The organism is Jiangella mangrovi, from assembly GCF_014204975.1.
Taxonomy (GTDB): domain Bacteria; phylum Actinomycetota; class Actinomycetes; order Jiangellales; family Jiangellaceae; genus Jiangella; species Jiangella mangrovi.
In genome coordinates this window covers 129,259-145,088 of sequence record NZ_JACHMM010000001.1, presented here as the reverse complement: position 1 = coordinate 145,088, position 15,830 = coordinate 129,259, and the positions used below count along the sequence as shown (strand labels likewise).

Below are 15,830 nucleotides of genomic sequence, written 5' to 3'. Positions count from 1 at the left end.
AGAGGAGGGATCCATGGCCATCGAGGTCGTGATCCTCGCCCCTGTCCTCATCGCGGTCATGATGCTCATCGTCGGGCTGGGCCGCTACGTCGACCGGCGCGGCGATGTCGAGGCCATGGCGCGCGACGCGGTGCGCTCGGCCTCGCTGCAGCGCGACGCCGGGTCGGCCCGGCAGGCGGCGCAGGCCATCGTCGACAGCACCCGGCCCGACGGCGTCACCTGCGCGCCCGTCCAGCTCGGCGGGACGTTCGCCCCGGGCGAGATCATCAGCGTCGAGGTCCGCTGCCAGGTGTCGTTCAACGGCCTGGGGTTCGTCGGCTTCCCCGGCGAGGCCACGCTCGTGGGCGAGAGCGCCGCCCCCATCGACGAGCTGCGGAGGACGTCATGAGGACGCGGCTCGTGCGCTCGGAGCGCGGCGCCATCAGCGCCATGATCGTCACGCTGATCGTCATGTTGTTCATGCTGGCCGGGCTGGTCATCGACGGAGGGTTCGCCATCAACGCGCGACAGCGCATCTTCGACGACGCGGAGCAGGCCGCCCGCGCCGCCGCCAACCAGATCGACCTCGAGGCGCTGCGCGAGACCGGCCAGGTGGTGCTGCTCGAGGCCGACGCCGAGGCCGCCGGGCGCGCCTACATGACCGCCCGAGGCTACGACGCCGGCCGGGTCCAGGTCGACGCCGCCGCCGGCGAGGTGACGGTCACCGCGAGTGACACCGTCGAGACGTCGCTGCTCCAGCTGATCTTCATCGACAGCTTCGACATCGAGGGGACGGCCACGTCGCGGCCCGCCGTCGGGATCGTGGGGGAGAACTGATGAGCGACAACGGCAGCAGGGGGAGGCGCGCGGCACGGCCGCAGGGGCGCACGACGGAGCGCACCTCCCGGCCGGTCTCGCCGGTCGAGGCATCGGCCACGGCCACGGCGTCGCTGCGCGAGACCGGGCCGCAGCGCTTCCAGCAGCGCGGCGTCCCCGAGGCCCGGCGCAGCCTGCCGCAGGCCCTCGCCGCCGGCTTCGCGCTGGCGCTGCTGGTCATCGGCGTGCCGGTGGCGCTGCTGATCCTGGGCGGCCCGCCGCCCATCCCGACCTCGCTGCCCGGCCGCGACGACCTCACCGCCACCATCGGCCCCGAGCAGCTGGTCGGCGTCCTGCTGTGGATCGTCTGGCTGGCCTGGCTGCAGTTCACCATCTGCGTGCTCACCGAGCTGCGCAGCGCGGTCCGCGGCGTGGGCCTGCCCAGCCGGGTGCCGTTGTCCGGGCCGACCCAGCGCTTCGCCCGCGCACTGGTCGCGTCGGTGCTGGTCGCCACCGCCGCGGTGGGCCAGGCGGCCGCAGCCGCACCGGCCGCCGCCCCCGAGGCGCCGCCCACCACCACCATCTCCGCCGAGGCCTACGACGGCCAGGCCGACGTCACCGTCCAGCAGGAGGCGCCGCCGGCCGCGGCGCCCGCCGCCTCCGAGGAGGTCGAGTACCGCCTGGGCGACATGGTGCTCGACCCCGAGGAGGGCGCGGAGCTGGTCGGCCAGAAGGTCTACATCGTGCAGCCGCCCGACGGCCGCTACCACGACAACCTCTGGGACATCGCCGAGCGCACGCTGGGCGACGGCCGCCGCTACCAGGAGATCTTCGAGCTGAACCGCGGCCGCGAGCAGCCCGACGGCCACGAGCTGTCGCTGGCGCGGCTCATCTACCCGAACTGGCTGCTCATCGTGCCGGCCGACGCCGCGGGCGTCGACGTCGTCACCGCCGAGACCCCGGTGGCAGAGACCCCGCCCGCGCCGCCGGCCACCCCGCCGCTCACGCCGGACCAGCCGGGCGGCCAGGAGGGCATCGGCGAGGCCGGCGCCGGCCTGTTCGCGGACTTCGTCGCCACCGGCGAGGCCGAGGCGGTCAACACCAACCCGCACGCGGGGCTCATCGACGCCGGCCTGCTGGCCGCCGGGCTGCTCGCCTCGCTCGAGCTGATCCGGCGCCGGCGGCGTACCCCGGAGCCGGGCGACGACGAGGTCGAGGCCGAGGTCGCGCTGCGCATCGGCGCCGACCCCGACCGCGCCCGCTGGCTCGACTACGCGCTGCGCCACCTGGCCGCGTCCTGCCAGGAGGCGGGCCGGCCGCTGCCGCCGGTGTACACCGCGGTGGTCGAGAGCGCCTCCGTCGAGCTGCTGCTCGCGCCGGCCCGCGTCGACGCGCCGGAACCCTGGACGGTCCTCGACGAGGGCCGGCGCTGGATCGTCGCGCGCTCCGACATCGCCGTCGATCCCGAGCTGCGCGGCCGCGTGCTGGCGCCGTACCCCGGCCTGGTGTCGCTGGGCCGCAGCGGCGACCGCGACGTGCTGGTCGACCTCGAGGCCGCCGGCGGCCCCATCTGCATCGACGGCGACCCCGAGGCCACGTTCGAGGTGGTCACGGCGCTGGCGGTCGAGCTGGCCACCAACCAGTGGTCCGACCACCTGCGGGTCACCGCCGACGGGCTCCCCGAGACGCTGGGGGTCTTCGACCCGGGCCGGCTGCGGCTGGTCGACGGCGTCGAGCCGCTGCTGCCGGAGCTGGCCGCGCGCCGTGCCGACCGGCTGGGCGCCGACGTGCTCACCGGCCGGGTCCGCCCGGGCGGCGCCGGGCACTGGATGCCCGAGTACCTCGTCCTCGGCACGCCGCCCACCGGCGAGCTGGCCGAGCAGCTGGTCGCCCTGACCGACGCGGCCGGGCGGTCGCCGCTGGGCGTCATCTGCGCGGGCGACGTGCCGGGCGCGCGCTGGCGCATCCACGTCGACGCCGCCGGCACCCTCGAGCTGCCGGCCCTGGGGCTGTCGGTGCGGGCCAACCAGCTGTCCTGGCGCAGCATCGAGGCGCTGGTCGGGCTGGTCGACCCCGACCGCAGCAACGACCCCGACCCCGCCGGCCCGAACTTCAACGAGGCCTGGCTGCCCGAGATCCGGCCCGAAGTGCCGCAGGTGCGCACGCTGGTCACCGAGGCCGAGCTGGCCACGGCGCCGGTGCGCGTCTACATCCTCGGCCCGGTGGTCGTGCAGGCGCGCACCGAGATCGAGGCCGAACGCCGCGCGCTGGCCACCGAGATCGTCGTGCACCTGGCGCTGAACCGCGAGGGTGTGCACCCGACGGTGCTCGCGGCGGCCGTGTGGCCGCGCGGCGTCACGGCCGCGGTGCGCGAGTCCACGTTCGCCCGGGTGCGCGAGTGGCTGGGCTTCGACCGCGCCGGCTCGCCGTACCTGCTGACCACCGAGGACGGCCGGCTGAAGCTGAGCGAGAACGTCGTCCTCGACTGGGACGTGGTGTGCGCGCTGCTCAGCCAGGCGCGGCAGGTGCGGCGCCCGTCCGAGGAGGCGGACCTGCTGCGCCGGGCGCTGCGGGTGGCCCGCGGCCCCGTGCTCAGCGAGCGCCCGCAGGGACGCTACGCCTGGATCGCGCGGGCACGCGTCGAACGCTCGGCGTCGGACCTGCTGGTCGACGCGGCGCACCGGTTGTCCGTCATCACCCGCGACGGCGGCGACCCGGCCACGGCGGCAGCCGCGGCCCGGGCCGGGCTGCGGGTCAGGCCGGCCGAGCAGCTGCTTTGGCGCGACCTGATCCTGGCCCAGCACGCCGTCGACGGGCGCGGCGGAGTCATGGCGGTGGAGGGCGAGATGAGCGAGACCCTCACCGGCATCGGTGGCATCGAGCTCGCGCCGGAGACGGCCGCGCTGCTCGAGGAGCTGGTGCCGAGCAATGGAGGGAGACACCGCGATCTCGCTTAGTCGAGCGCAACCGAATGTGCCGAAGGAGGTACCCCGAAACACCTCGGGATGAATTCATGAATGGGCACGGTATTTCACCTGTTCGGAGCCTGGCAATCGGGCCTCCGGTCAATACCGCATTGCCTCGATAGATCACCCCGAGAGAAATTGGAAAAAGGTCGCTCTAGCAGTTGCAAAACGCTAGACGGCCGGTAGAATTGCCAGTGTCGTGCCACACCCGACGCGGTGGGGCGAAGTTATTCACGAGGGAGTAGAACAATGGGTGTTGGTGCAGAACTAGGTACTCTTGCCGAGCTTCACCGCACGTTCACCACGAACGCCGAGGCTGCTGAGAGCATCAAGTCCGAGGTCGACGGCGGCGTGGCCAACGCGGTGTGGACCGGCCGTTACGCCGACGACTTCCGCAATGCGTGGGAGGACTACAAGAAGAACCTCGACACGCTTCGCGACGCTCTCAACGGCGCTGCGGACGACGTTCGGATCAACCACAACAACATCGCCGAGGCCACCGGCGAGCCGGACCGTATCTGACGGTCCTCACGTGGTGTTCGACGCGCGGCCCACATCCCATTGCGCGGATGTGGGCCGCGACGTCGAATTGCGCTCCGCGGGGCGCGAGTAGGATGTTCGATAACCGAGTCGTGAGACCGGACACGGAACCTGGGACGGAAACGTGCGGCTGTTGCTGAGTGCCACGGCATCGGGTGACGGCGATGTCGTCGATCTCGCCATCGACTGCGAGGACGACGCCACGATCGCCGACATCGCCCGCCAGCTGGCTGCGCGCGTGCGCCCGGCTCCACAGCCGCACATCGTCCGCACCGCGGGCCGGCACCTCGGCGTCGTCGGCGAGAGCGTCCTGCCGGACCACCCCGAGGACACCGCACTGGGCCTTCCGCCCACCCTGTACCTCGGCGGCGTCCCGCTCGACGCCGCCACCAAGGTCGTCGAGTCCGCGCTGCGCAACGGTGCCCTGGTCGGTGTCGGAACGCCGCTGCCCGACGCGTTCGGCGAGCGCACCGGCGTCGTCCAGGTGCGCACCGTCTCCGGGCCGGGTTCCGGGCACGTCGCCTACCTCGCGCCCGGCAGCCACGAGATCGGCAGCCGCGTCGGCGTGGGCGTGCGCCTGCAGGGCGAGGACGCGCCGCCCGTCGCGGCCCGGCTCGACGTCACCGTCGACGGCGTCGTCACGCTCACGCCCGACCCGTCGCTGGTGGGCGTGCTGGTGCCGCCGCCGCTGCGCGACCGGCTCCTCGAAGGCCCCATCGTGGTGCCCAAGGACGAAGAGCAGCCGAAGAAGAAGCGCCGCCGGGCCCGCCGCTTCAAGGCGAAGATGCGCGAGCTCGACCGCCTCAAGCACCCGAACCTCACCGTCGACCCCGAGGCCGACCGCCCGTACCTCCACCTCGACCGCGTCCCCGTCGAGGGCCCGGTCGACTGGCCCGCGGGCGCGGCGCTCGTGGTCGGCGACGTCATGCTCGAGCTCGCGCTGCCCGCCGAGCCGGACGCGTCGTTGTCGCCCAGCCCGGGCGGGGCGACGCTGGACTACAACCGGCCGCCCCGGCTGCTCCCGCCGCCGCGCCAGACCGAGTTCCGGCTGCCCACCGAGCCGCGCAAGCCCGACAAGGAACCGATGCCCTGGGCCATCTCGCTGGCCCCGGCGCTGATGGGCGGCGTGATGTTCTACATCACCAGGTCGCCGTTCAGCCTGATGATCATGATCCTGTCGCCGCTCATGATGATCTCGCGGTACCGCAGCTCCAAGACGCAGACGCAGACGCGCTACCACGACGAGATGAAGAAGTACGTCGACCGCATGCGCCACATCGAGAACCAGGCCTACGTGGGCCTGGTCACCGAGCGCTCGGCGCGGCGCCGCGACGTCCCCGACCCCGCGGCGGTGCTGCTGTTCGCCACCGGGCCGCGGTCGCGGCTGTGGGAGCGGCGCCGCACCGACTCCGACTTCATGCTGGTCCGGGTCGGCAGCGCCGACGTCGCCAGCGAGGTCTCGATGACCGACCCCGCCCGCGAGGACCACGAGCGGGTGTTGCACTGGACCGCGCCCGACGTGCCGGTGTCCGTGCCGCTGGAGCAGGCCGGGGTCACCGGCGTGGCGGGACAGGGCGACCAGCGCCGGCAGGTGGCCGGCTGGATGATCGCTCAGGTCGCCACCCTGCACAGCCCCGCCGACATCGGCATCGTCGTCCTGTCCGACCCCGAGGGCGAGCGCGCCTGGAACTGGATGCGCTGGCTGCCGCACGTGCGCCGGGGCGAGGACTCCGACGTCATCGCGGGCATCGGCGCCGACGAGGAGACCACCGGCCGCCGCATCGCCGAGCTGATGTCGATCATGGAGCAGCGCAAGTCCGTGCTCTCCGACCGCGGCGGCGGCATCATGTCCTCGCGCGAGATCAGCTTCCCGCCGCTGCTGGTCGTGCTCGACGGCGCCCGCCGCATCCGGCTCATGCCCGGCCTGGTGACGCTGCTGCGCGACGGCCCGCGCATGAACATGTACTTCCTCTGCATCGACGCCGACGAGCGGCTGCTGCCCGAGGAGTGCAAGGCGGTCGTGTCGGTGGGCACCGAGACCGCCACGGTGCGGCTGACCGGCCAGCCGACGGTCGAGGGCATCCGCCTCGACGTCGTCTCGCCGCAGTGGTGCGAGCGGCTCGGCAGAGCGCTGGCGCCGGTCAAGGACGTCAGCTCCGAGGACCTCTCGTCGTCGCTGCCGTCCTCGAGCCGGCTGCTCGACGTCCTCAAGCTCGACCCGCCCACCCCCGAGGCCATCCAGACCTGGTGGACCAACGTCGGGCGCACCACGAAGGCGGTCATCGGCGAGGGCATGGACGGCCCGTTCTCCGTCGACATCCGCGCCGACGGCCCGCACGGCCTGGTCGCCGGCACCACCGGTTCCGGCAAGTCCGAGCTGCTGCAGACGCTCATCGCGTCGCTGTCGGTGGCCAACCGGCCCGACGAGATGACATTCGTGCTGGTCGACTACAAGGGCGGCGCGGCGTTCAAGGACTGCAACAACCTCGCGCACACCGTAGGCATGGTCACCGACCTCGACGGCCACCTCACCACCCGGGCGCTCGAGAGCCTGGCCGCGGAGCTGCACCGCCGCGAGCACCAGCTGGCCAAGGCCGGCAAGAAGGACATCGAGGACTACCTGGCGGCCAAGGAACCCGACGACGAGCCCATGCCGCGGCTCATGATCATCATCGACGAGTTCGCCGCGCTGGTCACCGAGCTGCCCGACTTCGTCAAGGGCCTGGTCGACATCGCCCGGCGAGGCCGTTCGCTCGGCGTGCACCTGCTGCTGGCCACGCAGCGCCCGGCCGGTGTCGTCAGCGCCGAGATCAAGTCCAACACCAACCTGCGCATCGCGCTGCGGGTCACCGACGGCAACGACAGCCAGGACGTCATCGAGTCCAAGGACGCCGCCGAGATCTCCAAATCCACCCCGGGCCGCGCGTACGCCCGGCTGGGCGCGTCGTCGCTGGTGCCGTTCCAGTCCTCCCGCGTCGGTGGCCGCCCCCATGCGCCCGGCGCCGCCGTCAGCGTCGACCTGCGCCGGCTCGAGTGGGGCACCCTCGGACGGCCGCCGCAGAAGGCCGACGACGGCGGCAAGGAGGAGGACGTCTCCACGCCCACCGACCTCGAGAGCCTGGTCACGGCCATCAACGAGGCGTCGCAGCGCAGCGGCATCAGCGCGCCGCCGCCGCCGTGGCTGCCGCCGCTCGACGACGTCGTCACGCTCGACGAGGTGCTGGCGCACGCCGACACCGTCGTCGAGTCCGGCCGCGACATCCGCCTCCCGTTCGGCATCGTCGACGTCCCCAGCCAGCAGCGCCGCACCGTGGCCTCGTACGACCTCTCCGGCGGCGGGCACCTGGGCATCGTCGGCGCGCCGCGCAGCGGCCGGTCCACCGCGCTGCGCGCCGTCGCCGGCCTCATCGGCCGCCAGGTCTCCCCGCGCGACGTGCACCTCTACGGCGTCGACTGCGGCAACAACGCGCTGCTGCCCATGGTCGGCCTGCCGCACACCGGCGCCGTCGTCAGCCGCGACCAGCCCGAGCGGCTGTCGGCGCTGTCGGCCCGCATCCGCGCCGAGATCGGCCGCCGGCAGCAGATCCTGGCCGAGCAGGGCTACGCCGACCTCAGCGAGCAGCGCGCCGCGGCGGCGCCCGACGCCCGGCTGCCGTACATCCTGGTGCTGTTCGACCGCTGGGAGGGCTTCGTCCAGTCGTTCGAGAACTTCGACAGCGGGCGGCTCGTCGACCAGTGGATGCAGATCCTCCAGGAGGGTCCCGGCGTCGGGGTCAAGGTCGTCATGGCCGCCGACCGGACGGTGCTCGTCGGGCGCATCTCGGCCCTCATCGAGGACAAGCTGATGCTGCGCATGACCGACAACGCCGACTTCGGGCACATCGGAATGAACCCGAAGAAGGTCCCCGAGACCATGGAGCCCGGCCGCGCCTTCCGGGCCGAGGGCCTGCGCGAGACCCAGATCGCGCTGCTCACGGCCGACGCCGACGGCACCGCCCAGGTGTCGGCGCTGCAAGAGATCGCCCGCGAGGCCAAGGAGCGCCACGCCGACGTCGCGCGCCGGTTCCTGCCCTTCCGCGTCGACCAGCTGCCGGCCCGCATCAGCTACGCCGCCGCGATGGAGCTGGCCGAGCGGCCGCTGGCGCCCACGGAGCTGCCGCTCGCCGTCGGTGGCGACACCCTGACGCTGCGGGTCCTCGACGCCATCGACCACGGCCCGGGCATCCTGGTGCTCGGCCCGCGCCGCTCCGGTCGCAGCACGGCGCTGCTGACCATGGCCCGGTCGATGATCGAGCGCGACTGGAAGACGCTGATCATCACGCCGCGGCGCAGCCCGCTCGGCGACCTCGCCGGCCGCCAGGGGGTCGAGGCCGTCATCAACCTCGAGGCCGACAAGGACGAGGTCACCAAGCTGTACGAGGCCATGGTGCCCGAGAAGGGCGGCCGGCCCACCGCCGTCCTCATCGACGACCTCGAGCTCATGGGCGTCGACGGCTGGATGGTCGACCTGCTGACCAAGCACCTGCCGAAGCTGCGCGACACCGGCAGCGTCGTCGTCGGCGCCGGCACCACCGACGACCTCGGCAGCAGCTACCGCGGGCCGGCGGCGGTCCTGAAGAAGTCCCGCTCCGGCGTGCTGCTGTCACCCGGGGCCCCGGCCGACGGCGACCACTTCGGCATCAAGCTGCCGCGGTCGCTGACCGGCGGCATGCCACCCGGGCGCGGCCTGTTCTCCGCCGCCGGCCAGTGGCAGCTGGTCCAGGTGCCGGAGACGACGGTGGAGAACTGAACGACATGACAACGGGGAAGCTGAGACGAAGGTGAGCCAGCACATATGAGCGACGAAGTCGACAACCTGTACAAGCAGGCGCTCGGCGACGAACTGCCGACCCTGCGCGGTCACGCGAGCATCTGCAGCTTCGCCTTCTTCGAGGCAGAGGACGCCCTCGAGAAGGAGGCGTGGACCAGCAGCACCGCCGACACCTTCTCCACGGCACTGACCGGACACCACACCACGGCCGGCGAGGCCGGCAGCAGCGCGGGCACGGCGCTGGAGACCAGGCACGACAACGAGCCGGACAAGGTGCCGGCCGACGACCCCCGCGCCCACTGGGCGGGCTGATCCCGCACCCGTGCACCCGTCTGGAGAATGACCCGTGGCCAAGGCCCAGATCATCGTCGAGGAATTCCGCAACGTCGTCACCGGCATCGAGAACGGCAAGGAGCGCCTGAGCGACGCCAAGCTCGGCCTCTCGAACGCGCTGACCAAGTACGACATCAACCACGACCTCGGCAACCAGGTCCAGAACGCCATCGAGTGGGCCGACACCGAGCTCCCCGGCGTGCGCCGGCGGCTCTCGCTGGCCGAGTCGCTCGAGAACTCCAACCCCCAGTGGCCGGCCGGGACGGTCGAGATCGAGGAGACCGCGATCTCCACGGTCTCGCCCGAGGAGGCCCAGCAGAACGGCGAGGACGCCGCGCAGGCGCTCATCGACTCGCGCGGCGACATCCCCCAGGAGCTGATCGAGCAGATCGCGGCGAACGCGAACGACCCGTACTTCGCCGCCGGCCTGGCCAAGAACCTCTCGCCGGAGCAGATGGCGAACCTGCTCAACACCTACGACGCCCTCGCCGAGGCCAGGGGCGAGCAGGACCACGACATGAGCGACGAGCGCAACCAGCTCATCACCGGGCTGGGCACGGTCTTCGGCACCGCCACGCGCAACACCGGCGACCTCGCCATGCCGCCCGAGTACGCCGACCAGTGGTCCAGCGCCATCACCGCCCCCGTGCACGAGCAGGGCGGCGAGGCGCCGGAGAACCAGGCCCAGTACCTCGCGCTGCTGATGTCGCGGGGCGTCTACGCCCGCCCGTTCCTCAACGAGGTCGGCGACGACCTCTACGAGTACGAGGCCGAGGGCGAGAACGGCGCCGTCTGGGGCCCCAAGGGCAACCACATGGACCCGGTCATCGACCCCGCCACCGGCCGTGAGGTCACCGACGTCATGTCCACGTTCATGGTCGCGCTGTCCAACAACCCGCTGGCCGCGCAGGACTTCTTCTCCCAAGGCGGGACGGAGGAGGTCGACGTCGAAGGCACCAAGATGCAGATGAACTCGCGGCTGCAGTACTTCCTGCAGGAACGTGACTGGGGCACGGTCACCTACGGCGACGACGGCGGCAACCTCGGCCTCGCCCTGCAGGCGGCCACCACGACGTACCGCAACGGCGAGGAGACCGGCGCCACCTCCGCCACCATCGCCTCGCAGACGTTCACCCTCCTCGGGGACGTCACCGGCGACGACGCCGACGGCGGTGTCCTCGGCATGGGCGCCAATGACGGCTGGGACATGTGGAACGGCCTGCGCGGGCCGGTGGCCGACATGCTCGCGTCCTACGGGCCGGACCTCATGCGGGTCGCCCGGACCGGGCAGCCCGACGGCGCCATCAACAACGGCTGGACGGTCGACCCCGAGACAGAGCTGCTCGGCGACGGCGCACCCTACGGCGCGGCGATGAACCCCGAGATGATCCAGCAGCTCCTCAGCACCTACGGTGAGGACGGCCAGCAGGAGCACATCGACACCGTGCTCGCCGGCGTCGGCGCCGCGTCGCAGTGGCGCATGTCGCAGGCGCTGCAGGACGCGCTCGACGACGGCACCCCGCCGCCCGCCCCCGTCGCCATGCTGCAGGGCCAGAACGTGCCCGGGCTCACCACGGCCACGAACGAGATGGCCGCCACCCTGGGCTGGGTCATCAACGGGGCCTACCGCGGTGCGCTCGACGACGAGGAGCTGGAGCAGAAGGCGGCCGAGGCGCGCTCGGAGATCTTCGGCGCGCTCACCTCGCTGCCCGGGCTGGAACCCGCCGGCAAGTGGTCGGCGTTCGCGTACGGCCAGATCACCGGCCAGATCGAGAGCGCGCTGGGCGAGTCCGAGGGCACCGCCAGCGGCGACTACGCCGAGCTGTCGTCCAGCGAGAAGGAGGATCTCGAGCAGATGATCCTCAACCAGATGCTCGCCAGCGGGTACTTCGACCAGCAGTACATCGACGAGGCCAACCAGGGCGGCAACCGCTACGGCGCCCCGCCGCCCGAGGCCATCGTGCCGGGGAGCAACCCGCCCGAGTTCGACTTCGAGAGCGAGGCCTACAACCAGTGGCTGCGCGACAAGTTCCCCATGGACGACTTCCTCAACTCCAACGTGTACCCGCCGTTCAACGAGCACCTGAACGCGGGCGCGGACCTCGCCAGATGAGACTGCTGAAGACCGCCGCCGTGCTGGTGGCCGCCGTCCTGGCGGTTGCCGGCTGCGGCGGCGACGACGAAGGAGACACTCCCGTGGACACCACCACGATCCCCGCCACCGCACCCGGGGGCGACCTGCTGTGCGACTTCCTGCCGGCCGAGAGCGCCGCGCTGGCCCTCGGTGGCGAGGTCGCGGCCGAGGGCGGCCAGGTCTCGCGCGACTCGCAGGGGGCGCTGAGCGGCGCCGGCTGCCGGGTCACCGTCGACGGCGGCAGTGACGTCGCGCTGCGGGTGCTGGTCGACTTCATGATGGGCAGCGCCCGCACCGGGTTCGAGGACGGCCTGGCCGACCCCGAGACCTACCACCAGCTCCCCGACGACCAGGGCCTCGGCTACACCTTCGCCGACGGTGAGGCCGCCCAGGCGCGGCTGTCCAGCGGCGACTACATCGTCGAGGTGCACATCGACGCCCCGGCCGAGGGGCGCGACGGCGAGGCCGACGCCGCCGCCATCGCCCAGCAAGTCACCCAGACCCTCGAGATCCCGCAGGAGTGGACGCTGCAGGGCACCCCGCCCTCGCGCTGACCGTGCGCTGACGCCGTCCGGCCTGGAGTTGGCCGGGCCGGACGGGTCGGTCGTCAGGCCGGGCGGAGCTGCTCGGCGGCGGCCGCCACCGCGGGGTCGTCGCTCTCGCGCAGTGCCGCCCACTGCTCCTCGTAGCCGGCCGGCGGGGCCAGCTCGCCGGTGCCGCGGGACGCGGTGGCCACCGTCGCGGCGGTGAGCTCGGTCAGCTCGGCCGCCTGCTCGCCGTCGCCGGCCGCCACGACCGCCCGGACCATGGTCTCGGGGTCGGCGGTGTGGGCGACCTCGCGGGCGTAGTAGGGGTCGTGCCGGTTCTCGCGCAGCTCCGCGACCAGCTGACGGGTGGTCTCGTGGTCGCCGAGGCCGAAGCGCTCGGCCGTGACCCGGCCGGCGTCGTAGGACTCCTGCGGCGGGCGGGTGGTGATCTGGGACTCGTCGCCGACGTACGGGCGCGGCACCTGCGGGCGGTGGTCGGGCTGCGTGCTGACGCCCCCACCGCCGAGGAGGTCCTGGGCCATGGCCAGCCGGCGACGCAGGCCCGGCAGCTCCGCGCTGATCCACTCGGAGACCTGCTCGAAGCGGGCGGTCTCGGAGGTCTCGAGGCGGACCCCCGACAGGATGGTGCGCATCTCGTCCTGCAGCGCGACGATCTGCTCGCCGGCCCGCTCCATGGCCGCCACGAGCCGCGTCATGGCCTCGACGTCGATCGAGACGGTGCTCGGCGTCGGGGTGGGCGGACTCGGGTCCGGGATCTGGTCGGGAGCGCCGTCGTCGGGCAGGCCGGGCTTGGTGGGCAGCTCGGGGTCGCCGAAGTCGTCGGTGACCTCGGTGGGGGCCTCGGGGTCGCCGTCGCTCTCGGCGTACTGCGGGTCGTCGCCGGTGTCGTCGGTGTCGGAATCGGCGTCGGGCTCGGACGGGGTGTCCGTGGTCTCGTCGGAGGAGCCGCCCCCTCCGCCACCCCCGGAGTATCCGCCACCGCCGTCGGCCGGCGGCTCGTAGTGCTCGGCGTAGGTGCCGTAGTCGACGCTCTCGGAGTCGTCGGGGACGTACTCCTTGTCGATCCTGCCGCCGGCCATCTTGTCGACGTCGGCGGCGCCGGTCTTGCTCGGCCCCGGGCCCAGGCTGTCGGTGAGCTTCGCCATCACGCGTGCACCTCCAGCGGCTCGTCCGGGCCGCGAGTGTCGAGCGCGGTCTGGATGATGTCGACGCAGCCGTCGGCGATGCCGCCGGCCAGGCGTGCGTGCGCGGCCAGGCCGGTGGAGAACTCGTCGGCCAGGCGGCTCACCCACGCGCCCTCCTCCATGGCCCGCTGGGCGGGGTCGAGCAGCGACGCGCAGTCGTCGGCGACCAGCTGGGCGCGGCGCAGCGCCATCTCGAGCTCCTCGCGGCTCGCCGTGCCGGGATCGTCCGGCGGCCTGGGCCCGGGGTTCTGCGGGGCGGGCAGGGCGACGACGTCGGGCGCGGTGTCCACGCCGGGACGGTCGGGGTGCAGCTCCAGCGGCCGCGTCCCGTGCGGCGACGGCGCGAAGCCGTCGGTGACCACGTGCGTGGAGTCGGGCGCGGTGTGGATCGGGCGGGCACCGTCGTGCTCGGTCATTCCTGCTGCCTCTCATCGCAGACGAGTGGATGTCCGGTCGTGCCCCAGACCCGGTCCTCTGTGATGGTTACCATACCCGTGACCGCACGAGACCACCTGTGAGTAGGACCTCCATGCCCGTCGAGTCCCTGTTCGACCAGCTCGAGCCGTTGCTGGCCAGGGTGGCGAAGCCCATCCAGTACGTCGGCGGAGAGCTCGGGGCGACGCTCAAGGACTGGGACGGCGCGCAGGTGCGGTGGGCGCTGATGTATCCCGACGCCTACGAGGTCGGTCTGCCCAACCAGGGCGTCCAGATCCTGTACGAGCTGCTCAACGAGCAGGACGGCGTGCTCGCCGAGCGCACGTACGCCGTCTGGCCGGACCTCGAGGCGCTCATGCGCGAGCACGGCATCGGCCAGTTCACCGTCGACGCGCACCGCCCGGTCGCCGCGTTCGACCTGCTGGGCATCTCGTTCGCCACCGAGCTCGGCTACACGAACCTGCTGACGGCGCTCGACCTCGCGGGCATCCCGCTGCTGGCCACCGAGCGCGGCGACGACCACCCCGTCGTCATCGCGGGCGGGCACGCGGCGTTCAACCCCGAACCCGTCGCCGACTTCCTCGACGCCGCGGTCCTGGGCGACGGCGAGGAGATCGTGCTCGCCGTCACCGAGGTGGTCCGCGAGTGGAAGGCCGAGGGCCGGCCCGGCGGCCGCGACGAGCTGCTGCTGCGGCTGGCCGCGGGCGGCGGGGTCTACGTTCCGAAGTTCTACGACGTGTCGTACCGGCCCGACGGCACCATTGCCGCCGTCGTCCCCAACCGCCCGGGCGTGCCGGACACCGTCCGCAAGCACACCGTCATGGACCTCGACCAGTGGCCCTACCCGCGCAAGCCGCTGGTGCCGCTGGCCGAGACCGTCCACGAGCGCTACAGCGTCGAGATCTTCCGCGGCTGCACGCGCGGCTGCCGGTTCTGCCAGGCCGGCATGATCACCCGGCCCGTCCGCGAGCGCTCCATCGAGACCGTCGGCGCCATGGTGGCCGAGGGCCTGCAGAACTCCGGCTTCACCGAGGTGGGGCTGCTGTCGCTGTCGAGTGCCGACCACTCCGAGATCGGCGAGATCGCGAAGGGCCTGGCCGACCGGTACGAGGGCACCAACACCTCGCTCTCGCTGCCCTCCACCCGCGTCGACGCGTTCAACGTCACCCTGGCCGACGAGCTGTCCCGCAACGGCCGCCGCTCCGGCCTCACGTTCGCCCCCGAGGGCGGCACCGAGCGCATGCGCCGCGTCATCAACAAGATGGTCAGCGAGGACGACCTCATCCGCACCGTCAGCACCGCCTACAGCAACGGCTGGCGGCAGGTGAAGCTCTACTTCATGTGCGGGCTGCCCACCGAGACCGACGAGGACGTGCTGGCCATCGCCGGCCTCGCGAAGCGGGTCATCGAGGCCGGCCGCAAGGCGTCGGGCCGCGGCGACATCCGCTGCACTGTCTCGATCGGCGGGTTCGTACCCAAGCCGCACACCCCGTTCCAGTGGGCCGCGCAGGCCGACCATGAAGTCGTCGACGCCCGGCTGCGCAAGCTGCGCGAGACGGTGAAGTCCGACCGCCAGTTCGGCAAGGCCATCGGCTTGCGCTACCACGAGGGCAAGCCGAGCATGATCGAAGGCCTGCTCTCCCGCGGCGACCGCCGGGTCGGCCGCATCATCCGGGCCGTCTGGGAGGACGGCGGCCGCTTCGACGGCTGGGGCGAGTACTTCTCCTACTCGCGCTGGGTCGCCTGCACCGAGACGGCGCTGGCCGGCGAACCCGTCGACCTCGCCTGGTACACGACGCGCGAGCGCGACCGCGACGAGGTGCTGCCCTGGGACCACCTCGACAGCGGCCTCGACCGCGACTGGCTCTGGGACGACTGGCAGGACGCCCTCGACGAGGTCGAGCTCGACGACTGCCGCTGGACCCCCTGCTTCGACTGCGGCGTCTGCCCGTCCATGGGCACCGAGATCCAGACCGGCCCGACGGGCCGCCCGCTGCTCCCGCTCACCCCGGTCTGAGCACGAGGCCGGCCGCGGCGCGACCGGTGAGAACTCGGATCCCGGCGTGGTCCACACCTCGATCCACG

The 15,830-nt window shown here is 72.5% G+C and carries 11 protein-coding genes; 9 read left to right on the top strand and 2 right to left on the bottom strand.

Annotated features, from left to right (window positions below; translation table 11 throughout):
* Nucleotides 1-13: 13 nt before the first annotated feature.
* From HD601_RS00625 to HD601_RS00590, 8 genes are all read left to right on the top strand, one after another.
* On the top strand, nt 14-388 hold the full coding sequence (locus HD601_RS00625; protein ID WP_184818369.1) for a TadE family protein: 375 nt from the start codon (nt 14-16) through the stop codon (nt 386-388).
* On the top strand, nt 385-816 hold the full coding sequence (locus HD601_RS00620; protein ID WP_184818368.1) for a pilus assembly protein TadG-related protein: 432 nt from the start codon (nt 385-387) through the stop codon (nt 814-816). The genes HD601_RS00625 and HD601_RS00620 overlap by 4 nt, the downstream gene beginning before the upstream one ends.
* Complete coding sequence (locus HD601_RS00615) at nt 816-3,752, top strand: AfsR/SARP family transcriptional regulator (RefSeq protein WP_184818366.1); 2,937 nt, start codon at nt 816-818, stop codon at nt 3,750-3,752. Before HD601_RS00620 ends, HD601_RS00615 begins: the two co-directional genes overlap by 1 nt.
* 258 nt (nt 3,753-4,010) lie before the next feature.
* Entirely contained in the window at nt 4,011-4,283 is a 273-nt protein-coding gene (locus tag HD601_RS00610; RefSeq protein ID WP_184818364.1) for a WXG100 family type VII secretion target, read from the top strand.
* Between the two features lie 142 nt (nt 4,284-4,425).
* Nucleotides 4,426-9,090 (top strand): FtsK/SpoIIIE domain-containing protein, encoded by a 4,665-nt coding sequence (locus HD601_RS00605; RefSeq protein ID WP_184818362.1) that lies wholly within the window; start codon nt 4,426-4,428, stop codon nt 9,088-9,090.
* A gap of 45 nt (nt 9,091-9,135) precedes the next feature.
* The gene (locus tag HD601_RS00600; RefSeq protein ID WP_184818360.1) at nt 9,136-9,423 is read left to right on the top strand and encodes a hypothetical protein; all 288 of its coding nucleotides are present in this window, start codon (nt 9,136-9,138) and stop codon (nt 9,421-9,423) included.
* Nucleotides 9,424-9,457: 34 nt separating this feature from the next.
* Entirely contained in the window at nt 9,458-11,557 is a 2,100-nt protein-coding gene (locus HD601_RS00595) for a DUF6571 family protein (protein WP_184818357.1), read from the top strand.
* Entirely contained in the window at nt 11,554-12,132 is a 579-nt protein-coding gene (locus tag HD601_RS00590; RefSeq protein WP_184818355.1) for a hypothetical protein, read from the top strand. The genes HD601_RS00595 and HD601_RS00590 overlap by 4 nt, the downstream gene beginning before the upstream one ends.
* Nucleotides 12,133-12,185: 53 nt before the next feature.
* Here HD601_RS00590 and HD601_RS00585 read toward each other — a convergent pair whose 3' ends face one another.
* Together HD601_RS00585 and HD601_RS00580 are read right to left on the bottom strand one after the other, a co-directional pair.
* Nucleotides 12,186-13,271, bottom strand: a complete 1,086-nt coding sequence (locus HD601_RS00585) for a hypothetical protein (protein ID WP_184818353.1) — start codon at nt 13,269-13,271, stop codon at nt 12,186-12,188.
* Nucleotides 13,271-13,726 (bottom strand): hypothetical protein, encoded by a 456-nt coding sequence (locus HD601_RS00580; RefSeq protein ID WP_184818351.1) that lies wholly within the window; start codon nt 13,724-13,726, stop codon nt 13,271-13,273. Before HD601_RS00580 ends, HD601_RS00585 begins: the two co-directional genes overlap by 1 nt.
* Nucleotides 13,727-13,839: 113 nt before the next feature.
* Here HD601_RS00580 and HD601_RS00575 point away from each other — a divergent pair, with 113 nt between their 5' ends.
* Nucleotides 13,840-15,762 (top strand): TIGR03960 family B12-binding radical SAM protein, encoded by a 1,923-nt coding sequence (locus HD601_RS00575; protein WP_184818349.1) that lies wholly within the window; start codon nt 13,840-13,842, stop codon nt 15,760-15,762.
* The last annotated feature ends 68 nt before the right edge of the window (nt 15,763-15,830 follow it).